We start from the raw sequence: 19726 nt of genomic DNA, 5'->3' as shown, positions 1-19726 counted from the left end.
CTTATTTGCGGAGACCCAGCTTCGCGATCAGCGCCGAATAGCGGGCCTCGTCCTTCTTCTTCAGATAGTCGAGGAGGCTGCGGCGCTTGTTGACCATCATGAGGAGGCCGCGGCGGCTGTGGTTGTCCTTGTGGTGCGCCTTGAAATGCTCGGTCAGCGTGTTGATGCGGTCGGTCAGGATCGCGACCTGGACTTCCGGCGAACCGGTGTCGCCCTTTTCGCGGGCATTGTCCTTGATGACTTCGGCTTTGCGCTCGGCGGTAATCGACATAAATAGTTTTCCTCGAACATCCTTGTTACAGATTGAAGCCCCGGACGACCTTCAGCGTTCCCGCCAAAGCCTCGATCAGGGCAACGGGACGCATGTCGCTGTCCCTTCCCCAATAGAGCCCGTCTTCGGTGCACCCCCCGGTCCAGACGCGACCCTGACGGATCGCCCCTGCCGCTTCCGGGGAAAGGTTCAGAGCCGGGATGTCGACCAGCCCTGCCTCGAGCGGCAGAAATATTTCTGATTGCGCGGCCCCTTGGCCGAATGCGTTCAATTTGTCCAGCGAAATCGCCTGTTCGAGCGTGAATGGCCCCGCTTTGGTGCGGCGAAGCATGGTGACATGCCCGACCGTGCCGACCGCGCGCGCGATGTCGCGGGCGACGCTGCGAATATAGGTGCCCTTCGAGACATGCGCGGTGAGGGTGATGGATTCCAGTGCGCCTTCCCCATTCTCGTCACCCCGGACTTGATCCGGGGTCCATTCACGCCCTGTCGGAATGGATGCCGGATCAAGTCCGGCATGACGAAGAGAGAAGACCGTCACCGCGCGCGCCTTCATCTCGACCGCCTCGCCCTTCCGCGCACGGTCATACGCCCGCTCGCCATCAATCTTGATCGCCGAATAAGCGGGCGGCACCTGCTCGATCGCCCCCGTGAAACGCGGCAGCACCGCTTCGATTTCGGCGAGCGTCGGGCGCACATCGCTCGAAGCGACAACCTCACCTTCCGCATCGAGCCCGGCGGTCTCGGTTCCGAAGGCGATGGTGAAGTCATAGATCTTCGACGCGTCGAGCATCCGCCCGCACAGCTTGGTCGCCTCGCCGAGCGCGATCGGCAGCACCCCCGACGCCAGCGGGTCGAGCGTCCCGCCATGGCCGACCTTGACCTTGCCGAGCCCCGCCTCGCGGCACACGCGCTTCACCGCGCCGACCGCTTGCGTCGAGCCGAGTCCCACGGGTTTGTCGAGAATGATCCAGCCGTTCATCGCAGCGCCGCTAGGCGTGCCAGGCAGCAATTGTCAATTTGCTGCGGGCTTTTCGCCCATGATGTCCTTTGTCTTGTCGCGCTTCGACGGCGGCGGCGCCGAGGTGACGAAGGAGGAGAGCGGGCAGCGTTCGCCGCGCACGATGATCGACGCGAATTTATCGAGCCGCCCGGCGCCGCGCGTTTCTACACCGATCGCCTGCGCGAAATCGACGTCGCGGCAAAAACCGGCGAAGGTCCCGTAATACCAGTTGCGCTGGCGGTCCTGAATCCAGATGCCGCGGCCGCGGTCGGCCTTCCAGTTGCGGATCGAGCTGTCGCTGGGGAATATGATGCTGGCCTCGACGCCGAGCGCGCGCGCTTCCCCCGCGGGCTCGATGGCCGCCGCCGCAGAAAGGGGAAGCAGCAAGGCGGCCAGGGAGAGTGCGAGTTTCGATTTCATAGTGACGGTGCGCATAGCAGATCGAGTCTGAACCCGTGCTGACCCCGTCTTTATCGCCCCCACTCACCCGCGAGCAAAGACCAGAGCCCGGTGTCGCGCACATAGCCCGTCCAGGTGATGCGCTCGGAGCGCAGCACGCCCTCCTTGGTGCAGCCGAGCTTGGCGACCGCGGCCTGGCTGCGCTTGTTGCGTTCGTCGATGCGGAATTCGATGCGGCGGATGCCGACCGCGAAGGCATGGTCGATCATCAGCTTCTTGAGCCGCCCGTTCAGGCCGGTGCCGCGCGCGTCGGGATGGATATAGGAGTTGCCGATCTCGACCGTCTGCGCCGACATGTCGGGACGCAGCCAGGCGGTCATGCCGACGAGCCGCTCGCCGTCGAAGATCGCATAGGGCATGCGGAACTTGCCGCCGATCAGCGTATCGAAGCTCTGATCGAAATGCTCCGGATCGAAACTCGACGAATAGATCGGCCAGACGTCGGCGTCGGCGGCGCAGGCGGCTCGGAGCGCTTCGCGGTGGGGCTCGGCCAGCTTGACGAGCCGGAGGTCGCCGTCGGCGAGTTCGGTGTAAAGACGATCAAGCATCGGCAAGCACTCCGGCGGCTTCGCGCCGCTTCGCCATGAAGTGACGCCGGCACATCGCGACATAGCGGTCGTTGCCGCCGATCTCGGTCTGCGCCCCCTCGACCACCGCGCGGCCGTTCTCGTCGACGCGCAGGTTCATCGTCGCCTTGCGCCCGCATTCGCACACCGCCTTCAGCTCGACAAGTGCGTCGGCGAGCCCGAGCAGCGCCGCCGAGCCGGGAAAGAGGTTCGCGGCGAAATCGGTGCGCAGGCCATAGCAGAGCACCGGGATGTCCGCCTCGTCGGCGAGCCGCGCCAGCTGCAGCACCTGCCCACGCGACAGGAACTGCGCCTCGTCGACGAGCACGCAGGCGAGCGGGCGCTGGCGGTTTTCCCCGGTCACCGCCGCGAACATGTCGCTGTCGGGATCGAATTTATGCGCCTCGGCAAGCAGGCCGATGCGGCTGGTGATCTGCCCGGCGCCATAACGGTCGTCGAGCGCGGCGGTCCACAGCATCGTTTCCATGCCGCGCTCGCGATAGTTGAAATCCGCCTGCAGCAGCGTCGTCGATTTGCCCGCATTCATGCTGGCGTAGTAGAAATAGAGCTTGGCCATGGCCGGTGCTTAGGAGCAATCCGGGCGGCGTTCCACCCCGTTCAAGCGGTGAGCCGCAACCGCCAGCTTTCGCTCACTTCGGGCTTGCCGAAATCGTCATGCGTTTCGACCGACTCGACCGTGAACCCCTGCGCCGCGTAGATTTTGCGCGCGCTGGTCAGCACGGCGTGCGTCCAGAGCACGATCTCCCGATACCCCGCCGCGCGCGCAAATTCGACGCAGCGGGCGACGAGGTCGGCACCGATCCCGAGCCCGCGCGCCTCGGGCTCGACATAGAGGAGGCGCAGCCGCGCGACGCCCTCGTCCTCGGCGACCAGAAAGACCGAACCCATCATGCGCCCCGCGCGCTCGGCGATCCAGCATTGCTCGCGGCCGGGCTGGAAACCGCGAATGAAGGCGGCGGTGATCTCGCCGATCAGCGCTTCCATGCCGGATCCCCAGCCATAGGCCTGGTGGTAGAGGATCGCCTGCCGCGCGGTGATCATTCCCATGTCGCCCACCGCCCACGTCCTGACGCGATGGGGCTCACTCGCGCCGCGACCCAGCCGGTCGGCGATCCAGTCGACGGCTGCGCCCAGTGCCGCGATATCCGGGTCGGGCAACCCGCCCAGAAGCTGTGCCGTCTGGTCGAAGGTTCGCGCATCGAGCGCGGCAAAGGCCGCGCGACCTTCGGCGGTCAGCACGATCGGCCGCTCGCGCGCGTCAACGCCGCGCCCGCGCGCGATCCAGCCGCGCCGCACGAACTTGCCGATAATCCGGCTGAGATAACCGGCGTCGACGCCCAGCCCTTCCTGAATTTGTTTGGCGAGGGCGGGCTCGCCGACCGCGATCTCGTACAAGATCCGCGCTTCGACGAGCGACAGTTCGCTGCCCATATAGTGCGGATCGAGCGCACCCATCCGCCGGGTATAGAAGCGGTTGAATCGTCGCAGCGCGGCAACGGCGGGCACGAGCGTCGGGCGCGGATCAGGGGAAGTGGAAGGAGCCATGGCGCAACCGTCGTACAATTGGTTGTCAATGTCAACTATTATGCCTCGCTTGACTCGTTCCCGGCGGATGCCATGCTGCGCGCAAAAGATGCAGCATTTTTGAGCGGGGAGAGCTGCCGATGCGCCTGATGCCGGTGACCGACGCGATGTTCCTGTGGGGGGAGAGCCGCGAGATGCCGATGCACATCGGCGGCATCAACCTTTATACGCTGCCCGATGGCGCCGACGAGACCGAGTGGCTGAACGACCAGCTTGCGCTGCTCCGCCAGTCCGAGGGCCTGCGGCGGCCGTTCAGCGAGGTGCTGAAACTGACACCCTTCGGCCAGTACGGCCCGATCCGCCTCACCCCCGACCGCGACATCGATATGCACTATCATGTCCGCGCCGCCGCGCTGCCAAAGCCGGGGCGCTATCGTGAAATGTTCGAGCTCGCCTCGCGGCTGCACTCAGGGCTGCTCGACCGCACGCGGCCCTTATGGGAGATCACGCTGATCTCGGGACTGCCGAACCGCCAGATCGCGACCTTCAAGAAGGTCCATCACGCGCTGATGGACGGCGCCGCGAGCATCCATTTCTATAATTCGATGCTGTCGGCGGATCCCGCGGAACGCCGCGCCGCCTCACCGCTGTCGGTCGAAGCCTATGAGGCCTACAAGCGCCAGTTTCCACCGCCGAAGAAACCCGCGCGCCCGAACCTCACCGACATCAAGGCGATCGGCGACTTCCTGAAGGAGCAGTGGGGCAACAGCGTCGGCGTGACGAAAGCGATGAACCAGTATCTCGCGGCGATGTTCGGCATCGGCGGCGACGGCCTCGCGACGCCCTTTGCCGGGGTGCCGCGCACCAGCTTCAACCGCAACATCACCGGCGCGCGGCGCTTCGTCGCGCAAAGCTGGTCGCTGGAACGGGTCAGGGCGATGGGCAAGGCCTATGACGGCACGATCAACGACGCGGTGCTCGGCATGTGCGCGGGGGCGATGCGCAAATATCTGCAATCGCTGAACGAGCTGCCCGACAAGCCATTGAAAGCCATGGCACCGGTGTCGATCCGGCCTAAGGACGATGTCGATTCGGGCAATTCGGTCGCGTCGGTGACCGCGAACCTCGCGACGCATGTCGACGATCCAGCGACGCGCATGGCGATGATCCAGGAATCGATGAATTCGGCAAAGGCGCAGCTGCGCGCGATGACGGCGGCGCAGATCCAGCTCTATACCGCGATCACCAGCTTCCCGATGATGCTGACCGCGCTGACGCGTACCGCCGACAAATTTCCCGCCTATTCGGTGACGATCTCGAACGTCCCCGGCCCGCGCGAGCAGATGTACTGGAACGGCGCTAGGCTCGACGGCATGTATCCCGCGAGCATCCCGGTCGACGGCATGGCGATGAACATCACGCAGGTGTCGAATTTCAAGAATATCGACTTCGGCATCACCGCGTGCCGCCGCAGCGTCCCGCACGCGCAGCGGATGATCGACTATCTGGAGGAAGCGCTGGTCGAGCTGGAGTCGGCGGCGGGGATCAAGGGGAAGTAGGAATAGCCGTCGCCCCCGCGAAGGCGGGGGCCGCCATCGTCGTGGCGCAAAGCTGCCAGCGGCCCCCGCCTTCGCGGGGGCGACGGATTATTCGGCCCCAGGCTCGCCCAAATCGCGCATTACCTTCGGGTCGCGCAGCAATTTGTCGATATGGCTCGCCTCGTCGAAGCTTTCGTCGGCGAGGAATTTGAGCTTCGCCGCATATTTCATGCGGATACGGTGCGCGACCTCGCGCTGGAGATAGGCGGTGTTGGTGCGCAGCGCCTTGATCACCGCCTCCTCATCCTTGCCCAGCAGCGGCTTTACGAAGACGGTCGCGTGGCGGAGGTCGGGCGACATGCGCACTTCGGTCACGCTGACCGGATGCGTCGCGAGAATATCGTCATGCACATCGCCGCGCGCGAGGATTTCGCTCAGCACATGGCGCACCTGTTCGCCCACGCGCAGCACGCGGACGGAAGGTCCTTCGGATTGTTCCTTGTGTCTCATTTCACCCTCCCCTCTCCCGCCGGGAGAGGGATGCGAAGACTTGCGGCTTGCCCGCTAGTCGCAGCTGGGTGAGGGCTATCCCCACCCTCATCCAACTCCGCCTAGCCGCTCCGCGGCAAGGCTTCATATCCTTCTCCCGGCGGGAGAAGGTCTTGATTACAGCGTACGTTCGCGCAGCTCGACCTCGAAGACTTCGAGATGGTCGCCCGGCTTGATGTCGTTCGTATCGGCCAGCACGACACCGCATTCGAGGCCGGCGCGCACTTCGGCGACGTCGTCCTTGAAGCGACGCAGCGAAGCGATCGTCGTTGCCGAGACGATGACGTCCTCGCGCGTGAGGCGCGCATGCAGCCCCTTGCGGATCGAACCTTCGAGCACGAGCAGGCCGGCGGCCTTGTCGCGCTTGCCGGCCGGGAAGACTTCCTTGACCTCGGCGCGGCCGACGACATTTTCGATACGCTCCGGACCCAGCTCGCCCGCCATCTCCTTCGCCACGTCGGCGGTCAGGTGATAGATGACGTCATAATACATGAAGCGCACTTTTTCGCGGTTCGCGATCTCGCGCGCCTTGGCGTTCGGACGGACGTTGAAGCCGATGATCGGCGCCCCCGTCGCCGCAGCCAGCGTCACATCGCTCTCGGTGATCGCGCCGGCGCCCGACTGGAGCACGCGAACGCGGATCTCGTCGGTCGAGAGGCGGTTGAGCGCGTTGACGATCGCTTCGACGCTGCCCTGCACGTCGCCCTTGATGACCACCGGATATTCGATGACCTTCGCCTTGTCGGCGAGCGCCGAGAACATGCCCTCGAGGCTGACCGGCGCCTGCGCGGTGCGCTTCTTGAGCGCTTCGCTCTGGCGATAGGCGGCGACTTCGCGGGCGCGCGCTTCATTCTCGACGACGGTCAGCGTGTCGCCCGCCATCGGCACGCCGCCGAGGCCGAGCACTTCGACCGGCATCGAGGGACCCGCGGCCTTGACCTGCTTGCCCTGATCGTCGACGAGCGCGCGGACGCGGCCGCTTTCGGCGCCGCAGACGAAGATGTCGCCGACCTTCAGCGTGCCGCGGCGCACGAGGATCGTCGCCACCGGGCCGCGGCCCTTGTCGAGCTTCGCCTCGACCACCGTACCTTCGGCGGCGCGGTCGGGGTTGGCCTTCAATTCCATGATCTCGGCCTGCACCGCGATCGCATCGAGCAGCTTGTCGAGGCCCGTTTTCTTGAGCGCCGACACTTCGACATTCTGGACGTCGCCGCCCATTTCCTCGACCACCAGCTCGTGCTCGAGCAGGCGTTCGCGGACGCGCTGCGGATTGGCGCCTTCCTTGTCGACCTTGTTGATCGCGACGATGATCGGCACGCCCGCGGCTTTCGCATGGGCAATGGCCTCGATCGACTGCGGCTTCAGCCCGTCGTCGGCGGCGACCACCAGAATGACGATGTCGGTGACGTTCGCCCCGCGCTGACGCATCTCGGTGAAGGCTTCGTGGCCCGGCGTATCGAGGAAGGTGACTTGGCTCCCGTCGGGAGTTTTCACCTGATAGGCGCCGATATGCTGCGTAATGCCGCCGGCTTCGCCCGACACCACATTGGCGCCGCGCAGTGCGTCGAGCAGGCTGGTCTTGCCGTGGTCGACATGGCCCATGATCGTCACGACCGGCGCGCGCGGCTTGAGCTGCGCGGCATCGTCGACATCCTCGTCGTGGCGGATGTCGATATCGGCTTCGCTGACGCGCTTGATCTCGTGCCCGAATTCGGTGACGAGCAGTTCGGCAGTGTCCTGATCGATCGTCTGGTTGACCGTGACCGGCATGCCCATCTTGAACAGTGCCTTGACCAGATCGGCGCCCTTTTCGGCCATGCGGTTCGCCAGTTCCTGCACCGTGATCGTGTCGGGCACGACGACTTCGCGGACCTGCTTCTCGCGCGGACCCGACGAGGCGGTGTGCGAACGCTTTTCTTTTTCGCGGGCGCGCTTCAGCGCCGCAAGGCTGCGCGCGCGCGCACCTTCATCCTCGTTGAGCGCGCGCGTGACGGTGAGCTTGCCCGACTGGCGGCGATTGTCGGCGCCGCGGTTCGCCTTGGGTTCGGGGCGCTTGGGTTCGGGGCGCTTCGGCGCCTCGACCGGGGTGAAGCGGCGCGGCGCGGGCGCGGCGCTCGCCGTCGTCGCCGGGCGCGGCGCGGCGGCCTCGCCCTGCGGTTCGGCAGCGGCGGGCGCTTCGGCGGCAGGTTCGGGTGCCGCCGGAGCGGGCGCGGGTTCGGCAGCCTTGGCAGCCGCCTGTTCCTGACGCGCCTCGGCACGGGCCTTTTCTTCCTCGGCGGCGCGGGCGCGCGCGGCTTCGTCGCGGCGACGGTTTTCCTCAAGCGCAGCCATGCGCGCTTCCTCGGCCTCGCGCAGCAACTGCGCCTGACGTTCCTGACGCGTCATCAGGCTGTCGGGCGCGGGCTTCGGCGCGGCAGGCTTGGAGGTCGGCGCGGGCGCGGGGGCGGGCGCAGGCGCCGGAGCGGCCTGGACCTCTTCGGCCTCGGGTGCCGGGGCGGCTTCGCCCGGACGGCCAAGCACGCGGCGACGCTTCACCTCGACCACCACCGTATTGCGGCGGCCGTGGCTGAATTGCTGCTGCACCTGTCCGGCCTCGACCGTCCGCTTCAGCCCGAGCGGCTTGCGGCTAAGGGTCGGCTTGTCCTGTTCGTCACTCATCGAAAACCATCATTCCTTCAAAACGCGTCCGAAACGGCGGAAGCCGCGGACGTATCCCCTGTCCCCGACGTGCGGGAAGCTGTGTTCGAAACGCGATTGGCCGCGTCCCTACTCCATCCGGTGAAAAACTGCCAGCGGCTCAAATGCGCCAGCACCCGGTCGGCGGCGCGGGCGTCGACAATCGCCAGATGCACCGCATTCTCGCGCCCCAATGCCATAGATAGGGTGCCGCGGTCCACCGGCAAGACCAGACCCTCGCGGCCCGAGCCTTCGTCGTCCTCGCCGACGCGCCACGCCTGCGCCAATTTCTTGCGGCCGTCCTCGCCCGCATCGCTCGTGTGAAGGAGCAGGCGAACCTGCCCGCGGCGCGCCGCCTGCTCGATCTTGTCATTGCCGCTGATCAGCGTGCCCGCACGCGATTCGAGCCCCAGCCGGTCGAGCGTCGCGCGCGCGAGCTGTGCCTCGATCCGCGCGCCGAGATCGTCGGGAATCGCGATGTTGCCTTCGTGCAAAGCGCGCGCGAGCCCGCCCTTGAGCTTGCCCTTGACTTGGCTCGCTTCGAGGTCGGCGCGATTGACGCCGATCCATGCGCCGCGCCCCGGCGCCTTGCCATGGACGTCGGGGGCAATGCTGCCGTCGGGGCCGAGCGCCAAGCGCACGAGCCGCTCCGCCGGCGAAACCTCACCGGTCACGACGCAGCGCCGCTCGGGCACATGGTGGCCGCGCCCCTTTGCGCGGTCGGTTTCGCTTAGCTGATCATTGCGCGGGGTCCGCATCGGCGGCCTCCCCGGTTTGCGGCTCCGCCGCGGGCCCGGCTTCGGCAGGCGCAGCCGCCTCCTCAGGTTCGTCGTCGAACCAGTGCGCACGCGCCGCCATGATGATCTCGTTGCCCTGCTCTTCGCTGAGGCCATATTCGCCGAGCACGCCGCCCTTGTCCTCGGCGCGCTCGCTGCGCGGCGGGCCGCGGCGGTTGTCGGTGCGCTTCTTGGCGATCAGTTCGTCGGTCGCGAGGTCGGCGAGGTCGTCGAGCGTCTTGATCCCGGCCTTGCCGAGCACAACGAGCATCGCTTCGGTCAGATGCGGAATATCGGCGAGCGCATCCTCGACGCCGAGTTCGCGACGTTCGGCGCGCGACGCCTCTTCGCGGCGTTCGAGCCCTTCGGCGGCACGGCTTTGCAGTTCCTGCGCGAGTTCCTCGTCGAAGCCCTCGATGCTCGCCAGTTCGTCGAGCGGCACATAGGCGACTTCTTCGAGTTCGCCGAAACCTTCGGCGACGAGCAGCTGCGCGAGCGTTTCGTCGACGTCGAGTTCTTCCTGGAACATCGTCGAGCGTTCGACGAATTCGCGCTGGCGCTTCTCGCTCGCGTCGGCCTCGGTCATGATGTCGATCTGGCTGCCGGTCAGCTGGCTGGCGAGACGGACGTTCTGGCCGCGGCGGCCGATGGCGAGCGACAGCTGGTCGTCGGGGACGACGACTTCGATGCGGCTGTCATCCTCGTCGATGACGACGCGCTGCACCGTGGCGGGCTGTAGCGCGTTGACAACGAAGGTCGCGGTATCTTCGGACCAGGGGATGATGTCGATCTTTTCGCCCTGCATTTCCTGGACGACCGCCTGCACGCGGCTGCCCTTCATGCCGACGCAGGCGCCGACGGGATCGATCGAACCGTCGTAGCTGATCACGCCGATCTTGGCGCGCGAACCCGGGTCGCGGGCGGCCGCCTTGATCTCGATGATGCCGTCATAGATTTCAGGCACTTCCTGCGCGAATAGCTTCTTCATGAAGTCGGGATGCGCGCGGCTGAGGAAAATCTGCGGGCCGCGGTTCTCGCGGCGCACCGACAGGATCAGCGCGCGGACGCGGTCGCCGACGCGCATCAGCTCGCGCGGAATCTGCTGGTCGCGGCGGATCACGCCTTCGGCTCGGCCGAGGTTGACGACGATGTGGCCGAATTCGACCGATTTCACGACGCCGGTGATGATCTCACCCGCGCGGTCCTTGAATTCTTCATATTGGCGCTCGCGATCGGCTTCGCGCACCTTCTGGAAGATCACCTGTTTCGCCGACTGGGCGTCGATGCGCCCAAGATCGACCGCGGGCAGCGGGTCGACGATGAAGTCGCCGATCTTGGCGTCCTTCTGCAGCTTCTGGCCCGAAGCGAGATCGACCTGCTTGAAATAATCCTCGACCTGCTCGACCACCTCGACGACGCGCCACAAACGGAGGTCGCCGGTCTGCGCGTCGAGCTTGGCGCGAATGTCGTTCTCGGCGCCATAACGCGCGCGCGCCGCGCGCTGGATCGCTTCCTCGATCGCCTCGATGACGATGCCCTTGTCGATCATCTTCTCGCTGGCGACGCTGTTGGCAATCGCGAGCAGCTCGGCCTTGTTGGCGGAAATGGCAGTGGCCATCAGTCCTGTCCTTCTTCTTCCATTTCGTCGGCGCCCTCGGTCGAGAGCGGGACGGTTGCGGCAATCAATTTGTCGGTGAGAACGAGCTTTGCTGTGTCGATCGCGTCGAACGGCAGATGATGCTGCACACCTTCTTTATCAGTAATCATCACGACATCGCCCTTAGGGTCGATGCCAACCAACTCGCCGTTGAAGCGCTGGCGTCCGTCGCGCTTCTCCTTCAGCGCAATTTTCGCCTCGTGCCCCGCCCAGTCGGCGAAGTCGGCGGGCCTAGTCAGCGGGCGGTCGATGCCGGGCGACGAGACTTCGAGCCGGTAAGCGGCGTCGATGGGGTCCTTGCCCGCTTCCTCGAGCGCGTCGAGCCGGTCCGAAATGCGGCGCGACAGGTCGGCGCAATCGTCGATCGTCAACTGGCGCGTGTCGGGCCGTTCGGCCATCACCTGCAGCGTCGGGTCGCTATCGCCGCCAAAAAAGGCGACGCGCACGAGCGCAAGGCCCATCGCCTCGGCTTCGGGCGCGATGATCGCATTGAGGGCGTCGAAATCGACCAAGTCCGTCTTTCCAATTCGGATGACCGGAAAGCCATGCAGCTATGGCCGCCGCGGCCCGCGGCCCCGACGTCCCAACTGGCTAACCATGTCAAGAAGTAGGCCGCATATAGGCTTGCCACGGTGAGTCGGCAAGGGGGAATGGACCATGGCCCGTCGAACGCCTTCGCGCGATCGACGAAAGAGACTATGGGTGGCCGCCTCTCATACGGAGTTCAACATGGCCGACGTTTTGATCACCGCCCTGCTCTGGTTCTCGATCGTCGCCTGCGGGCTGCTCGCCGGACTCTATTTCGCATTCTCTGCCTTCGTGATGACAGCGTTCGCGCGCATCGACATCCCCGCGGGCGTCGCGGCAATGAACAGCATCAATCGCGTGATCCAGCGCTCGCTTTTCATGCCGCTTTTCGCTGGATCGAGCCTGTCGAGCCTCGCGCTCGCGGTGATCAGCGCGCTGCATTGGGACGAAGCGGGCGCCTGCGCGGCGCTGGCCGGGGGCGTGGTCTATTTCCTCGGCATGTTCGTTGTGACGATGATCTTCAACGTCCCGCGCAACAATGCGCTCGACGCGAGCGATCCCATGACAGCCGGGGGGCAGACGGTCTGGGCACGCTTTCTCAAGGAGTGGACGGCCTGGAATCATATCCGCACACTCGCCTCGACCGCGGCCCTGATCCTCTTCGTCGTCGCGCTTGCTGAACGCGCCTGACGACGGCGAAACATTTTATTGGCGTTTCGGCGTATAAGGCGGGTTGGCCGCTTCGCGCGAATCGCGCGCCGAGCGCCGACGGAATTTGAAACGCGCATGAAGCCCGAACTGTCCCTCACCGCCCGCTCGACGTGGCGCGACCCGGTGCCGGAAAAACCGGCAGGGCCGGGGCGCGCTTTTTGGGCGGCGATCGTCGGAGTGGTTGCGGTCGCGTGCCTCGCCTTCCTGTTGTCGAGCGGTCAAATGCGCGCACCCGCGGTCTTCGGCCCGTACAGCGTGTCGGTGCCGATCGATTTCCGGGCCTATGACCCCGAACGCTGGGCGATCATGAATGCCGAAGATTATCAGGCGGCGCTGAAAATCGACCCGTCGCTGCCCGATCCGACGAGCATCGGATATAGCAATGCAACCGCGCTGCCCCCCGCCGATCCCGCGCTGCTGCGCGAGGAGGCCTTCGTCGGACCGGCCGCCAAACCCTATGTCTTTCGCGGGGTCACCGCGCTCGATCGCGAGCGCGCGCATTATTGCCTGACCGCCGCCCTCTATTATGAGGCGGCGTCCGAGACCGACGACGGCATGCGCGGGGTCGCGCAGACGGTGATCAATCGCGTCCGCCATCCGAGCTTTCCCAACACTGTGTGCGGCGTCGTCTTCCAGGGATCGCAGCGCGCGGGCGTGTGCCAATTCACCTTCAGCTGCGACGGTGCGATGGCGCGCGCGCCCGAACGGCGGAACTGGCTGCGCGCGAGCCGTATCGCATCGGCCGCGCTGGGAGGCTTTGTCTTCCCGAAAGTCGGGCTGGCGACCCATTATCACACGCAGGCGATCTGGCCGCGCTGGGGCAAAAGCCTGGTGATGACCAATATCGTCGGCGCGCACATCTTTCACCGCTGGCGCGGCCGCTGGGGAATGCCCGACGCGTTCCGTGCGCCCTATCCGGGCCGCGAACCGGTTCCCGGTCCCTATCTGCCGCTCGCGCAGCAGCTCGCGATCCTCAAGGGCCAGGGCCTCGCCCCCGGCGCGGGTCCCGCACCGATGCTCGGCGGTCCCGCCGCGCCGCTGCCCGATGTCACCCCGGCGCCGCTGCCCGGCGCGATAACGCCGCCGGCGACCACCGCGCCGCCGCCCGCCGCGACGCCGACCTACACCGATCCGCGGCTTAACCAGTCAGGCCAGATTCGCGAGGAATTCCTCAAGAGCGGTGAGTGGAAAGGCTGAGGCTTTCGGCTCGGGCTGAACGCAGCGCTCGCGGTTTTCGCGAGGTGGGTGAAGCGATTTACCGCCCCTGACTGCGCCACCGCTTGACGACGCGTTCCAGGATTTCCGCCTCACCGCCGGTTTCGCGCCACAGCTTCGAGAAGAGCGGATCGCTCGACGCCGGCCGTTTTTCCTCTTCGAGCGTGTCGAGATGAACGCGGATCGGGATCGAGACGCCTTCACCGCAGATGATACATTCGCGGTTGCGCAGCGCCGGGATCGAATCGATGAAGCCGCGTGCGCCTTCGGGCATTGCCGCTTTCACGAAATGCTGGTCGCGTTCGTTGTTGAGGCGCATCGAAATGATCGTGCCGCACTGCGACAGCACGCCTTCGGCAAGATCCGACGGGCGCTGGGTGATGAGCCCCAGCGACACGCCATATTTGCGGCCTTCCTTGGCGATGCGTTCGAGGATCTTGCGCACCGCCTGCCCGGTCCCGACGTCCTTCGACGGAATGTAGCGATGCGCTTCCTCGCAGACGAGCAGGATCGGGCGCTGCGGCTCGCCGCGCGACCAGATCGCATAGTCGAAGGTCAGGCGCGACAGCACCGCGACGACGACGCCGGTGATGTCCGACGGCACCCCCGACACGTCGATGATCGAGATCGGCCGCCCGTCCGACGGCAGGCGGAAGATCTTGCCGAGGAAGTTCGCCATCGTGTCGGCGACGAGCATCCCCGAGAACATGAAATTGTAGCGCGGGTCGGCGCGCATTTCCTCGATCTTGCCCTTGATGCGCATGAACGGCGCCGACGAGGTCGCCTTGTCGAGCTTGCCCATTTCGTTCTGGAGGATGTTGAGCAGATCGGAGAGCAGATAGGGAATCGGCGAATCGACCGTGATCTTGGTCATGCCCTCTGCCAGCCGGTTCTTGGTCCGCGCCTGGAGCAGGCAGCGCGCGAGCACGTCGCAGTCGGCCTGGCGGTCGCGTCCTTCGGCGGTGACGAACACTTCGCAATGTTCCTCGAAATTCATCAGCCAGTAGGGCATCGCGAGATTGTCGACGTCGAACAGCGCGCCGGTGCCCTTGAAGGCGGCCGAATATTCGCCGTGCGGGTCGACCATCACGATATGGCCCTGTGGCGCGAGTTCGCAAATCTTGTGGAGGATCAGCGCGGCGCTCGTCGACTTGCCGGTACCGGTCGAGCCGAGCAGCGCGAAATGCTTGCCGAGCATCGCATCGACATAGAGCGAACCGCGAATATCCTTGGTCGGATAGACGGTGCCGATCTCGACATGCGCGCGCTCGTCGGCGGCGTAAATCTGTTTGAGGTCGGCGCTGGTCGCGGCAAAAACCTGGCTGCCCGGGATCGGATAGCGCGTGACGCCGCGGCGGAAATTATGGATGCGGCCGGTGATCTTTTCCTCTTCGCCCTCGCCAAGAAAATCGATCGTCGCGATAATCAGCCCTTCACCGCGCGTGTCGAGTTGCTGGTCGCGGATGCTCGCGATCAGCCAGACATTGCCGACGCGCACCTTTACCTGCGCCCCGACCTGCCCGGCCATCGCCACCGCAGCATCGGTCGACGACGCCAATTTTCCGATCACCGCGGAATCGAGCAGGATGCGCGAGGCCGAGCCGGAAATATCGACGACTTCGCCGATCATCAGGTCATCGCGATGATGGTTGGCTACCGGCACGACCGGCGCCGCCACGCCACCGCCCGCCAGACGCACATGCTGCGCCGCCGTCAAATCCCCGGCGCCGAATCCGCCACCCTGCATGTCCATATATCCGCCCCGCCTATTGTGGTCCCGGCTCCAGCTATCGCAGACGAGGGTAAATAGGCCGTGAACTTAGGACTAAAAGCTTGTCTCTAACGGCGGCGGAAAATCGCAGACGCGCCATAGCCGAGCACGAGCGACAGGAGCACCGCGGAAAGACCATAGAGAAAGCCATGGCGCTCCGCTGCGAGCGCGACGAAGCGTTCGAACCCGGCCTTGCGGATCTGAACGTCGCGCGCCGCGACCGCGAGCACCCGGCCGCGGCTGATCAGATAGGTTTCGGCGCGATAGGTACCCACCGGCACGCGCGCCGGCACGGGAATGCGGGCGCGATAGAGCACGCCCTCGGTGATTTCGACCGCGGCGGGGTTTTCGACGAATAGCCCCGCGCGGCGATAAAGGTCGATGAGCCCCGCTTCGAACCGTCCGAGCGTTTTCGCTTCCGGAAATCCGGTCGGCGACATCGACAGATTGGCAAGGCCGAGCTCGAAGATTGCCGCGGTCCGTTCGTCGACCAGCTTGTCGATCGGCCGCGACGATCCGATCGCATAGAAGCCGGGCGAGGTGCGCAGCCGGATGCTGTTCGCATTAACCCATATCCCCGCCACACGGCGCTTTTCGCGCAGCACGATCGGCCGCACCGGCCCCTTGAGCACGACAACGATGTCGGCGCGGTCGTCGGGCAGGCGCTGGCCGGGATAGAGGATCGCGCCGAACAGCAGCAGTTCCTCGCCGGTGAAGCTGTACTGGATGTCGATCGCGCGGCTCGATACGTCGGGGACGAGCCGCGGATCGGCGGCGCTCGCCGCAGCTGTTGGCAGCAGCGCGAATGCGAGCGCAAGGACAAAGGCGCGAACCCGGGTCATTGCACCGTGTAGATTTCGTCGGGGCGTATGAAGAGGTCGACCGCCATGCGCGCCGCGACGAGCAGCACGATGACCGCCAGCGCCATGCGCAGATATTCGGGTTTCACCCGCTGGGCGAAGCGCGCGCCGATCTGCGCCCCGGTGACGCTGCCGAGCAGCAGCAGTCCGGCGAGCACGATGTCGACCGCGCCCGTCGTCATCGCGTGGACCATCGTCGTCGCGATCGTCACGAACAAGATCTGGAACAGCGAGGTCCCGACGACCACCTGCGTCCCCATGCCGAGCAGGAAGATCATCGCGGGCACCATGATGAAGCCGCCGCCGACGCCGAGCAGCATCGTCAATATGCCGACCGCCATGCCGAGGATCAGCGGCGCGAGCGGCGAGATATAGAGGCCCGAACGATAGAAGCGCCAGCGCAGCGGCAGGTTGGCGACCATCGGGTGGTGGCGCCGTTTGCGCGCCGGCGCGGGCAGCCCGGCGCGCATGGTGCGCAGCGCGCCCAACGCCTCGCGCGCCATGATCCCGCCGACCGAGCCGAGCAGCACGACATAGAGTATGTTGATCACCGTATCGATCTGACCCCATGCGGTGAGCAGTTCGAACAGTCCCGCGCCGATCAGCGAGCCGACGAGGCCGCCCGCGACGAGCACCGTTCCCATGCGCAGGTCGACCCCGCCGCGCTCGAGATGCGCGAGCGCGCCCGACACGCTGGCGCCGGTGACCTGCGTCGCGGCCGAAGCGGCGGCGACCGTTGGCGGAATGCCATAGAAGATGAGCAGCGGCGTGGTGAGGAAGCCGCCGCCGACGCCGAACATGCCCGACAGAAAGCCCACCCCGCCACCGAGCAGGATGATGACCAGCGCATTGACCGAAAGATTGGCAACTGGGAGATAGAGATCCATGGGCCCCGAATGCGTATCGACGACGCCGGAAGAGCGCCGATTCCAAGGACCCTAGACCATTTTTCCGGCACGGGGAATCGGCTGTAGCGCCTTATTTCGTGCTCAATCAGAAGTCCGCGGCGAGGGTCAGGGCAAGGCCGCTCTCGGGGCGCGCGTCGCCCGCGACGCGCTGACGCCAGTCGAGCGCGATCCGGCTGCCTTCGCCCACATCGGGAAGGCGCAGCGTCAGCCGCGGCCCGACATCGACGCGCGCCACGCCGGGCTGCACCGCGCCCGCGGCAAGCGCGCCAAGCCGCAGCGAGGTCTCGCGGGCGCCGAGGCGATGATCGACGACGATAGCCCCGTCGGCAAAGCCGTCGCGCCGCCGCGCGCCGACGATGCCGGCCTGCGCATAGGCATCGAGCCGGAAGCCGGCGGGAAGTGCGACATCCGAAACACCGCCGCTGGCCATGACGGCGAGCGCGGTGCGGCCTTCGGGTCCGGCCGCAACGCGCTGCTCGATCGCGAGATCGACCGGCAATTGCGCCAGCGGGGCAAAGGCGAGACCGAAGGCCAGCTCGCGCTGGCGCGTCCGTTGCAGCGCGATCGTCGCACGGCCAAAGGCGCGCAAACGGCCGGTGTCCCCGAAACCATAAGCGAGCCGAAGGCCCGCCTGGCTGCCCCCGAGCTGGCCAGCACCGACAATGGTTTCGGGCGCATCCCCCGACCCCTGGCGCAGATAGAGCCAGCTTCCGAGCGACCAGCTCGAAAGCTGACGCCGGATCCAGAAGGGGGCGCCCTGTCCGGGCGCGGCTATTGTCGTCGCGGCCGGCGGGAACCATAAGGGCGCGCTCCCGCCCACCGCCGAACGCGCGACCTCTCCCGGCCGCGACGGCAACAGCCGCGCCATCAGCGCAAGGCGGAGGTTGTGGCGGTCGGCGGCAAAGCCCCCCGAAGGCGTCCCGGTCTCCGCGGAGGGGGGTGCATTGGAGTCATCTGGCCGCGGGGCCGCCGAAGGACGATCGAGGCCCGCGCGTTGCGCCGATATGGCCTTCTCCGGCACGCCATCGGCAAAGGACCGGCCGTCCGCCAAGCCGCCTCCGGTTACAAAGGATGAAGGCGGCGCCCACGGCATCGCCGGCACATCGGGGGGCACCGACATGGCGGGATTCCACGTCATCATGACGCGCAGGGCGATCCAGCCGCCGACGCACAGCAGCAGGAAGCGCAGCGCCGGTGCATCGCGGCGCGCGCCGATGCGCCGCGCCATCATCGCGCGGCTCTCCGGACGAAGGCATCCTCAGGGACCGGTTCGCTTCGGCAATGGTCGGTCTTGTCCCACACCACTTCGCCCGATCGCAGCATTCGCCAGTAGAGCATGACCGCACGGCGCGCCGCGAGAATCGCGATGACGTTCGCGACGAAGGCGCGCGGCACCGAAACCAGCGCTTCGCCTAGGCCATACCAGCGCGCCGTGAAATGGCCGCGCATTCCCAGCCGCCAGCAGAGCAGCAGCAGATTGAGCGCGAGGAGCAGCCGCATATCCTCTCCGATGACGATCGCATCCCAGCCGAAAAGCGACTGCCCCGCCAGGCCCAGTCCGGTCAGGATCGCCCCGGCATAGGCGGCGAGGAGGACAAGGGCGGCGAGCGGCGCACGGCGATCGCGCCACAGCATCCACCGCGCGAGCCACGCGCGGTTGGCGGAGACCCCCGCGTCGACCTGCCGCGAACCCGGCCAGCCCAGATGATCCCATCCGGCAAGCGAGATACCCGCGATCCAGCGCGATTTTTGTCGCACCGCCTTTTCAACCTCGCCCGGAAAAGCGCCACGCGACACGATCCGGTCGCCGGCGGGTCCGACCGTGTCGATGAAGCGCGTGCCAAGGCCATAGGCCCCGATCAGCATGCCGATCTCATAATCTTCGGTCAGGCTGTCGCAGCAAAAGGGCTCGCCCCCGCGCTCGATCGCCAGCAGCGCGAGCGTGCTCCGCGTCAGCGCGCAACCCACGCCCGCCGAAGGCAAGGGCAGGCCAAGGCGCGAGCGAACGGCCAGTTCCTTGCCATGCGCCTCGGCAAATTCGTCGCCATAATGGCCGCCAACCCACCGCTCCTCGCGCTTGATGAGGGGAACGACGGGGATTTGCACCATCGCGTCTTCGCCCAGATAGCGGCGATAAAGCGCGAGTTCCTCGGGGTGGACATGATCCTCGGCATCGTGAAGGACGATCGCGGCAAAACGCTTGCCTTCGGCGCGCTCATCCTCGCCCAGCGCCGTCCAAAGCCGGTTGAGATTGTCGCCCTTGGTTGTCGGCCCGTCGCGGCCCCCGATCACCAGCCGCAGCCGCCGGTCGCGCGCGATCAGCGGCGACACGGCGAACAGCGTCGCGGCGTCGTTGGGATAGCAGCCGACATAAAGCCGGAAATCCTCCCCCTGCCACGCCGCGAGCGTGCGGTGCAGCATCGCGGGAAGCACTTCGGCTTCGTCCCACGCGGGCACGAACACCGCGAAGCGCCCCTCGATCGGCGGCGCGTCGGTAACCCGCGCCGGATCGCGGCCGCGCGTCGCCAGCCACAAGGCGTCGAACAGCAGGTCGTCGAGCCCGAACAACAATATTCCGACCGATGCGAACAGCATCAGTTCATGACCGGCCCCCAGCGCCAGCCATTCCAGCCATGCGGTCGACAGCCCCAATATGCTAGCCCCGCGCCCCTCGATGACCTAATGTCATTCCC

At 66.3% G+C, this 19726-nt stretch carries 19 protein-coding genes; 3 read left to right on the top strand and 16 right to left on the bottom strand.

Annotated elements, in window-relative coordinates; all coding sequences use genetic code 11:
* Window position 1 precedes the first annotated feature (1 nt).
* From rpsO to OVY29_RS19620, 6 genes are read right to left on the bottom strand one after another with little or no spacing between them, the layout of a single operon-like run.
* The gene (gene rpsO, locus OVY29_RS19645; RefSeq protein WP_037554459.1) at window positions 2-271 is read right to left on the bottom strand and encodes a 30S ribosomal protein S15; all 270 of its coding nucleotides are present in this window, start codon (window positions 269-271) and stop codon (window positions 2-4) included.
* Window positions 272-296: 25 nt separating this feature from the next.
* Window positions 297-1253 carry a tRNA pseudouridine(55) synthase TruB gene (gene truB / locus OVY29_RS19640; protein WP_037554461.1) on the bottom strand — a complete coding sequence of 319 codons (957 nt, stop codon included), beginning with the start codon at window positions 1251-1253 and terminating at the stop codon, window positions 297-299.
* Between the two features lie 33 nt (window positions 1254-1286).
* Window positions 1287-1694: a DUF6491 family protein gene (locus OVY29_RS19635; protein WP_052182120.1), complete on the bottom strand. Its 408-nt coding sequence runs from the start codon at window positions 1692-1694 to the stop codon at window positions 1287-1289.
* 50 nt (window positions 1695-1744) lie between these two features.
* Window positions 1745-2281, bottom strand: a complete 537-nt coding sequence (locus OVY29_RS19630) for a GNAT family N-acetyltransferase (protein ID WP_037554462.1) — start codon at window positions 2279-2281, stop codon at window positions 1745-1747.
* The gene (locus OVY29_RS19625) at window positions 2274-2876 is read right to left on the bottom strand and encodes a thymidine kinase (protein ID WP_037554464.1); all 603 of its coding nucleotides are present in this window, start codon (window positions 2874-2876) and stop codon (window positions 2274-2276) included. Before OVY29_RS19625 ends, OVY29_RS19630 begins: the two co-directional genes overlap by 8 nt.
* 41 nt (window positions 2877-2917) lie before the next feature.
* Window positions 2918-3865, bottom strand: coding sequence for a bifunctional helix-turn-helix transcriptional regulator/GNAT family N-acetyltransferase (locus OVY29_RS19620; RefSeq protein WP_052182121.1), 948 nt, complete (start codon window positions 3863-3865; stop codon window positions 2918-2920).
* A gap of 119 nt (window positions 3866-3984) precedes the next feature.
* Here OVY29_RS19620 and OVY29_RS19615 point away from each other — a divergent pair, with 119 nt between their 5' ends.
* Entirely contained in the window at window positions 3985-5403 is a 1419-nt protein-coding gene (locus OVY29_RS19615) for a WS/DGAT/MGAT family O-acyltransferase (RefSeq protein ID WP_037554468.1), read from the top strand.
* Between the two features lie 87 nt (window positions 5404-5490).
* On the opposite strand, the gene rbfA is transcribed toward OVY29_RS19615, so the two are convergent.
* The 5 genes from rbfA to rimP form a co-directional block, all read right to left on the bottom strand.
* On the bottom strand, window positions 5491-5892 hold the full coding sequence (gene rbfA / locus OVY29_RS19610) for a 30S ribosome-binding factor RbfA (protein ID WP_037554469.1): 402 nt from the start codon (window positions 5890-5892) through the stop codon (window positions 5491-5493).
* A gap of 156 nt (window positions 5893-6048) precedes the next feature.
* Entirely contained in the window at window positions 6049-8589 is a 2541-nt protein-coding gene (gene infB / locus OVY29_RS19605; RefSeq protein ID WP_037554471.1) for a translation initiation factor IF-2, read from the bottom strand.
* Between the two features lie 17 nt (window positions 8590-8606).
* Entirely contained in the window at window positions 8607-9365 is a 759-nt protein-coding gene (locus OVY29_RS19600) for a DUF448 domain-containing protein (protein WP_313911949.1), read from the bottom strand.
* Entirely contained in the window at window positions 9346-11001 is a 1656-nt protein-coding gene (nusA, locus tag OVY29_RS19595; RefSeq protein ID WP_037554475.1) for a transcription termination factor NusA, read from the bottom strand. The genes OVY29_RS19600 and nusA overlap by 20 nt, the downstream gene beginning before the upstream one ends.
* Window positions 11001-11552, bottom strand: a complete 552-nt coding sequence (gene rimP, locus OVY29_RS19590; RefSeq protein ID WP_037554478.1) for a ribosome maturation protein RimP — start codon at window positions 11550-11552, stop codon at window positions 11001-11003. Before rimP ends, nusA begins: the two co-directional genes overlap by 1 nt.
* Before the next feature lie 217 nt (window positions 11553-11769).
* On the opposite strand from rimP, the gene OVY29_RS19585 reads away from it, so the two are divergent.
* Together OVY29_RS19585 and OVY29_RS19580 are read left to right on the top strand one after the other, a co-directional pair.
* A complete protein-coding gene (locus OVY29_RS19585) occupies window positions 11770-12258 on the top strand; it encodes a DUF1772 domain-containing protein (protein WP_037554480.1) in 489 nt (162 codons plus the stop codon).
* 96 nt (window positions 12259-12354) lie between these two features.
* Window positions 12355-13476, top strand: coding sequence for a cell wall hydrolase (locus OVY29_RS19580; RefSeq protein ID WP_037554481.1), 1122 nt, complete (start codon window positions 12355-12357; stop codon window positions 13474-13476).
* Between the two features lie 58 nt (window positions 13477-13534).
* Here OVY29_RS19580 and OVY29_RS19575 read toward each other — a convergent pair whose 3' ends face one another.
* The 5 genes from OVY29_RS19575 to OVY29_RS19555 form a co-directional block, all read right to left on the bottom strand.
* On the bottom strand, window positions 13535-15124 hold the full coding sequence (locus OVY29_RS19575; RefSeq protein ID WP_235211470.1) for an ATP-binding protein: 1590 nt from the start codon (window positions 15122-15124) through the stop codon (window positions 13535-13537).
* Between the two features lie 209 nt (window positions 15125-15333).
* A complete protein-coding gene (locus tag OVY29_RS19570; protein WP_037554483.1) occupies window positions 15334-16107 on the bottom strand; it encodes a TIGR02186 family protein in 774 nt (257 codons plus the stop codon).
* Complete coding sequence (locus tag OVY29_RS19565; protein WP_037554486.1) at window positions 16104-17012, bottom strand: sulfite exporter TauE/SafE family protein; 909 nt, start codon at window positions 17010-17012, stop codon at window positions 16104-16106. The genes OVY29_RS19570 and OVY29_RS19565 overlap by 4 nt, the downstream gene beginning before the upstream one ends.
* A 106-nt stretch (window positions 17013-17118) precedes the next feature.
* Window positions 17119-18264, bottom strand: a complete 1146-nt coding sequence (locus OVY29_RS19560) for a hypothetical protein (protein WP_152567581.1) — start codon at window positions 18262-18264, stop codon at window positions 17119-17121.
* Window positions 18261-19685 (bottom strand): glycosyl transferase family protein, encoded by a 1425-nt coding sequence (locus OVY29_RS19555; protein ID WP_081933027.1) that lies wholly within the window; start codon window positions 19683-19685, stop codon window positions 18261-18263. The genes OVY29_RS19560 and OVY29_RS19555 overlap by 4 nt, the downstream gene beginning before the upstream one ends.
* Window positions 19686-19726 lie beyond the last annotated feature (41 nt).

Source organism: Sphingopyxis sp. SE2 (genome assembly GCF_032227185.1).
Classification (GTDB): Bacteria; Pseudomonadota; Alphaproteobacteria; order Sphingomonadales; family Sphingomonadaceae; genus Sphingopyxis.
The sequence above is the reverse complement of the archived record's forward strand: the minus strand, read 5'-3'. Positions and strand labels throughout refer to the sequence as shown.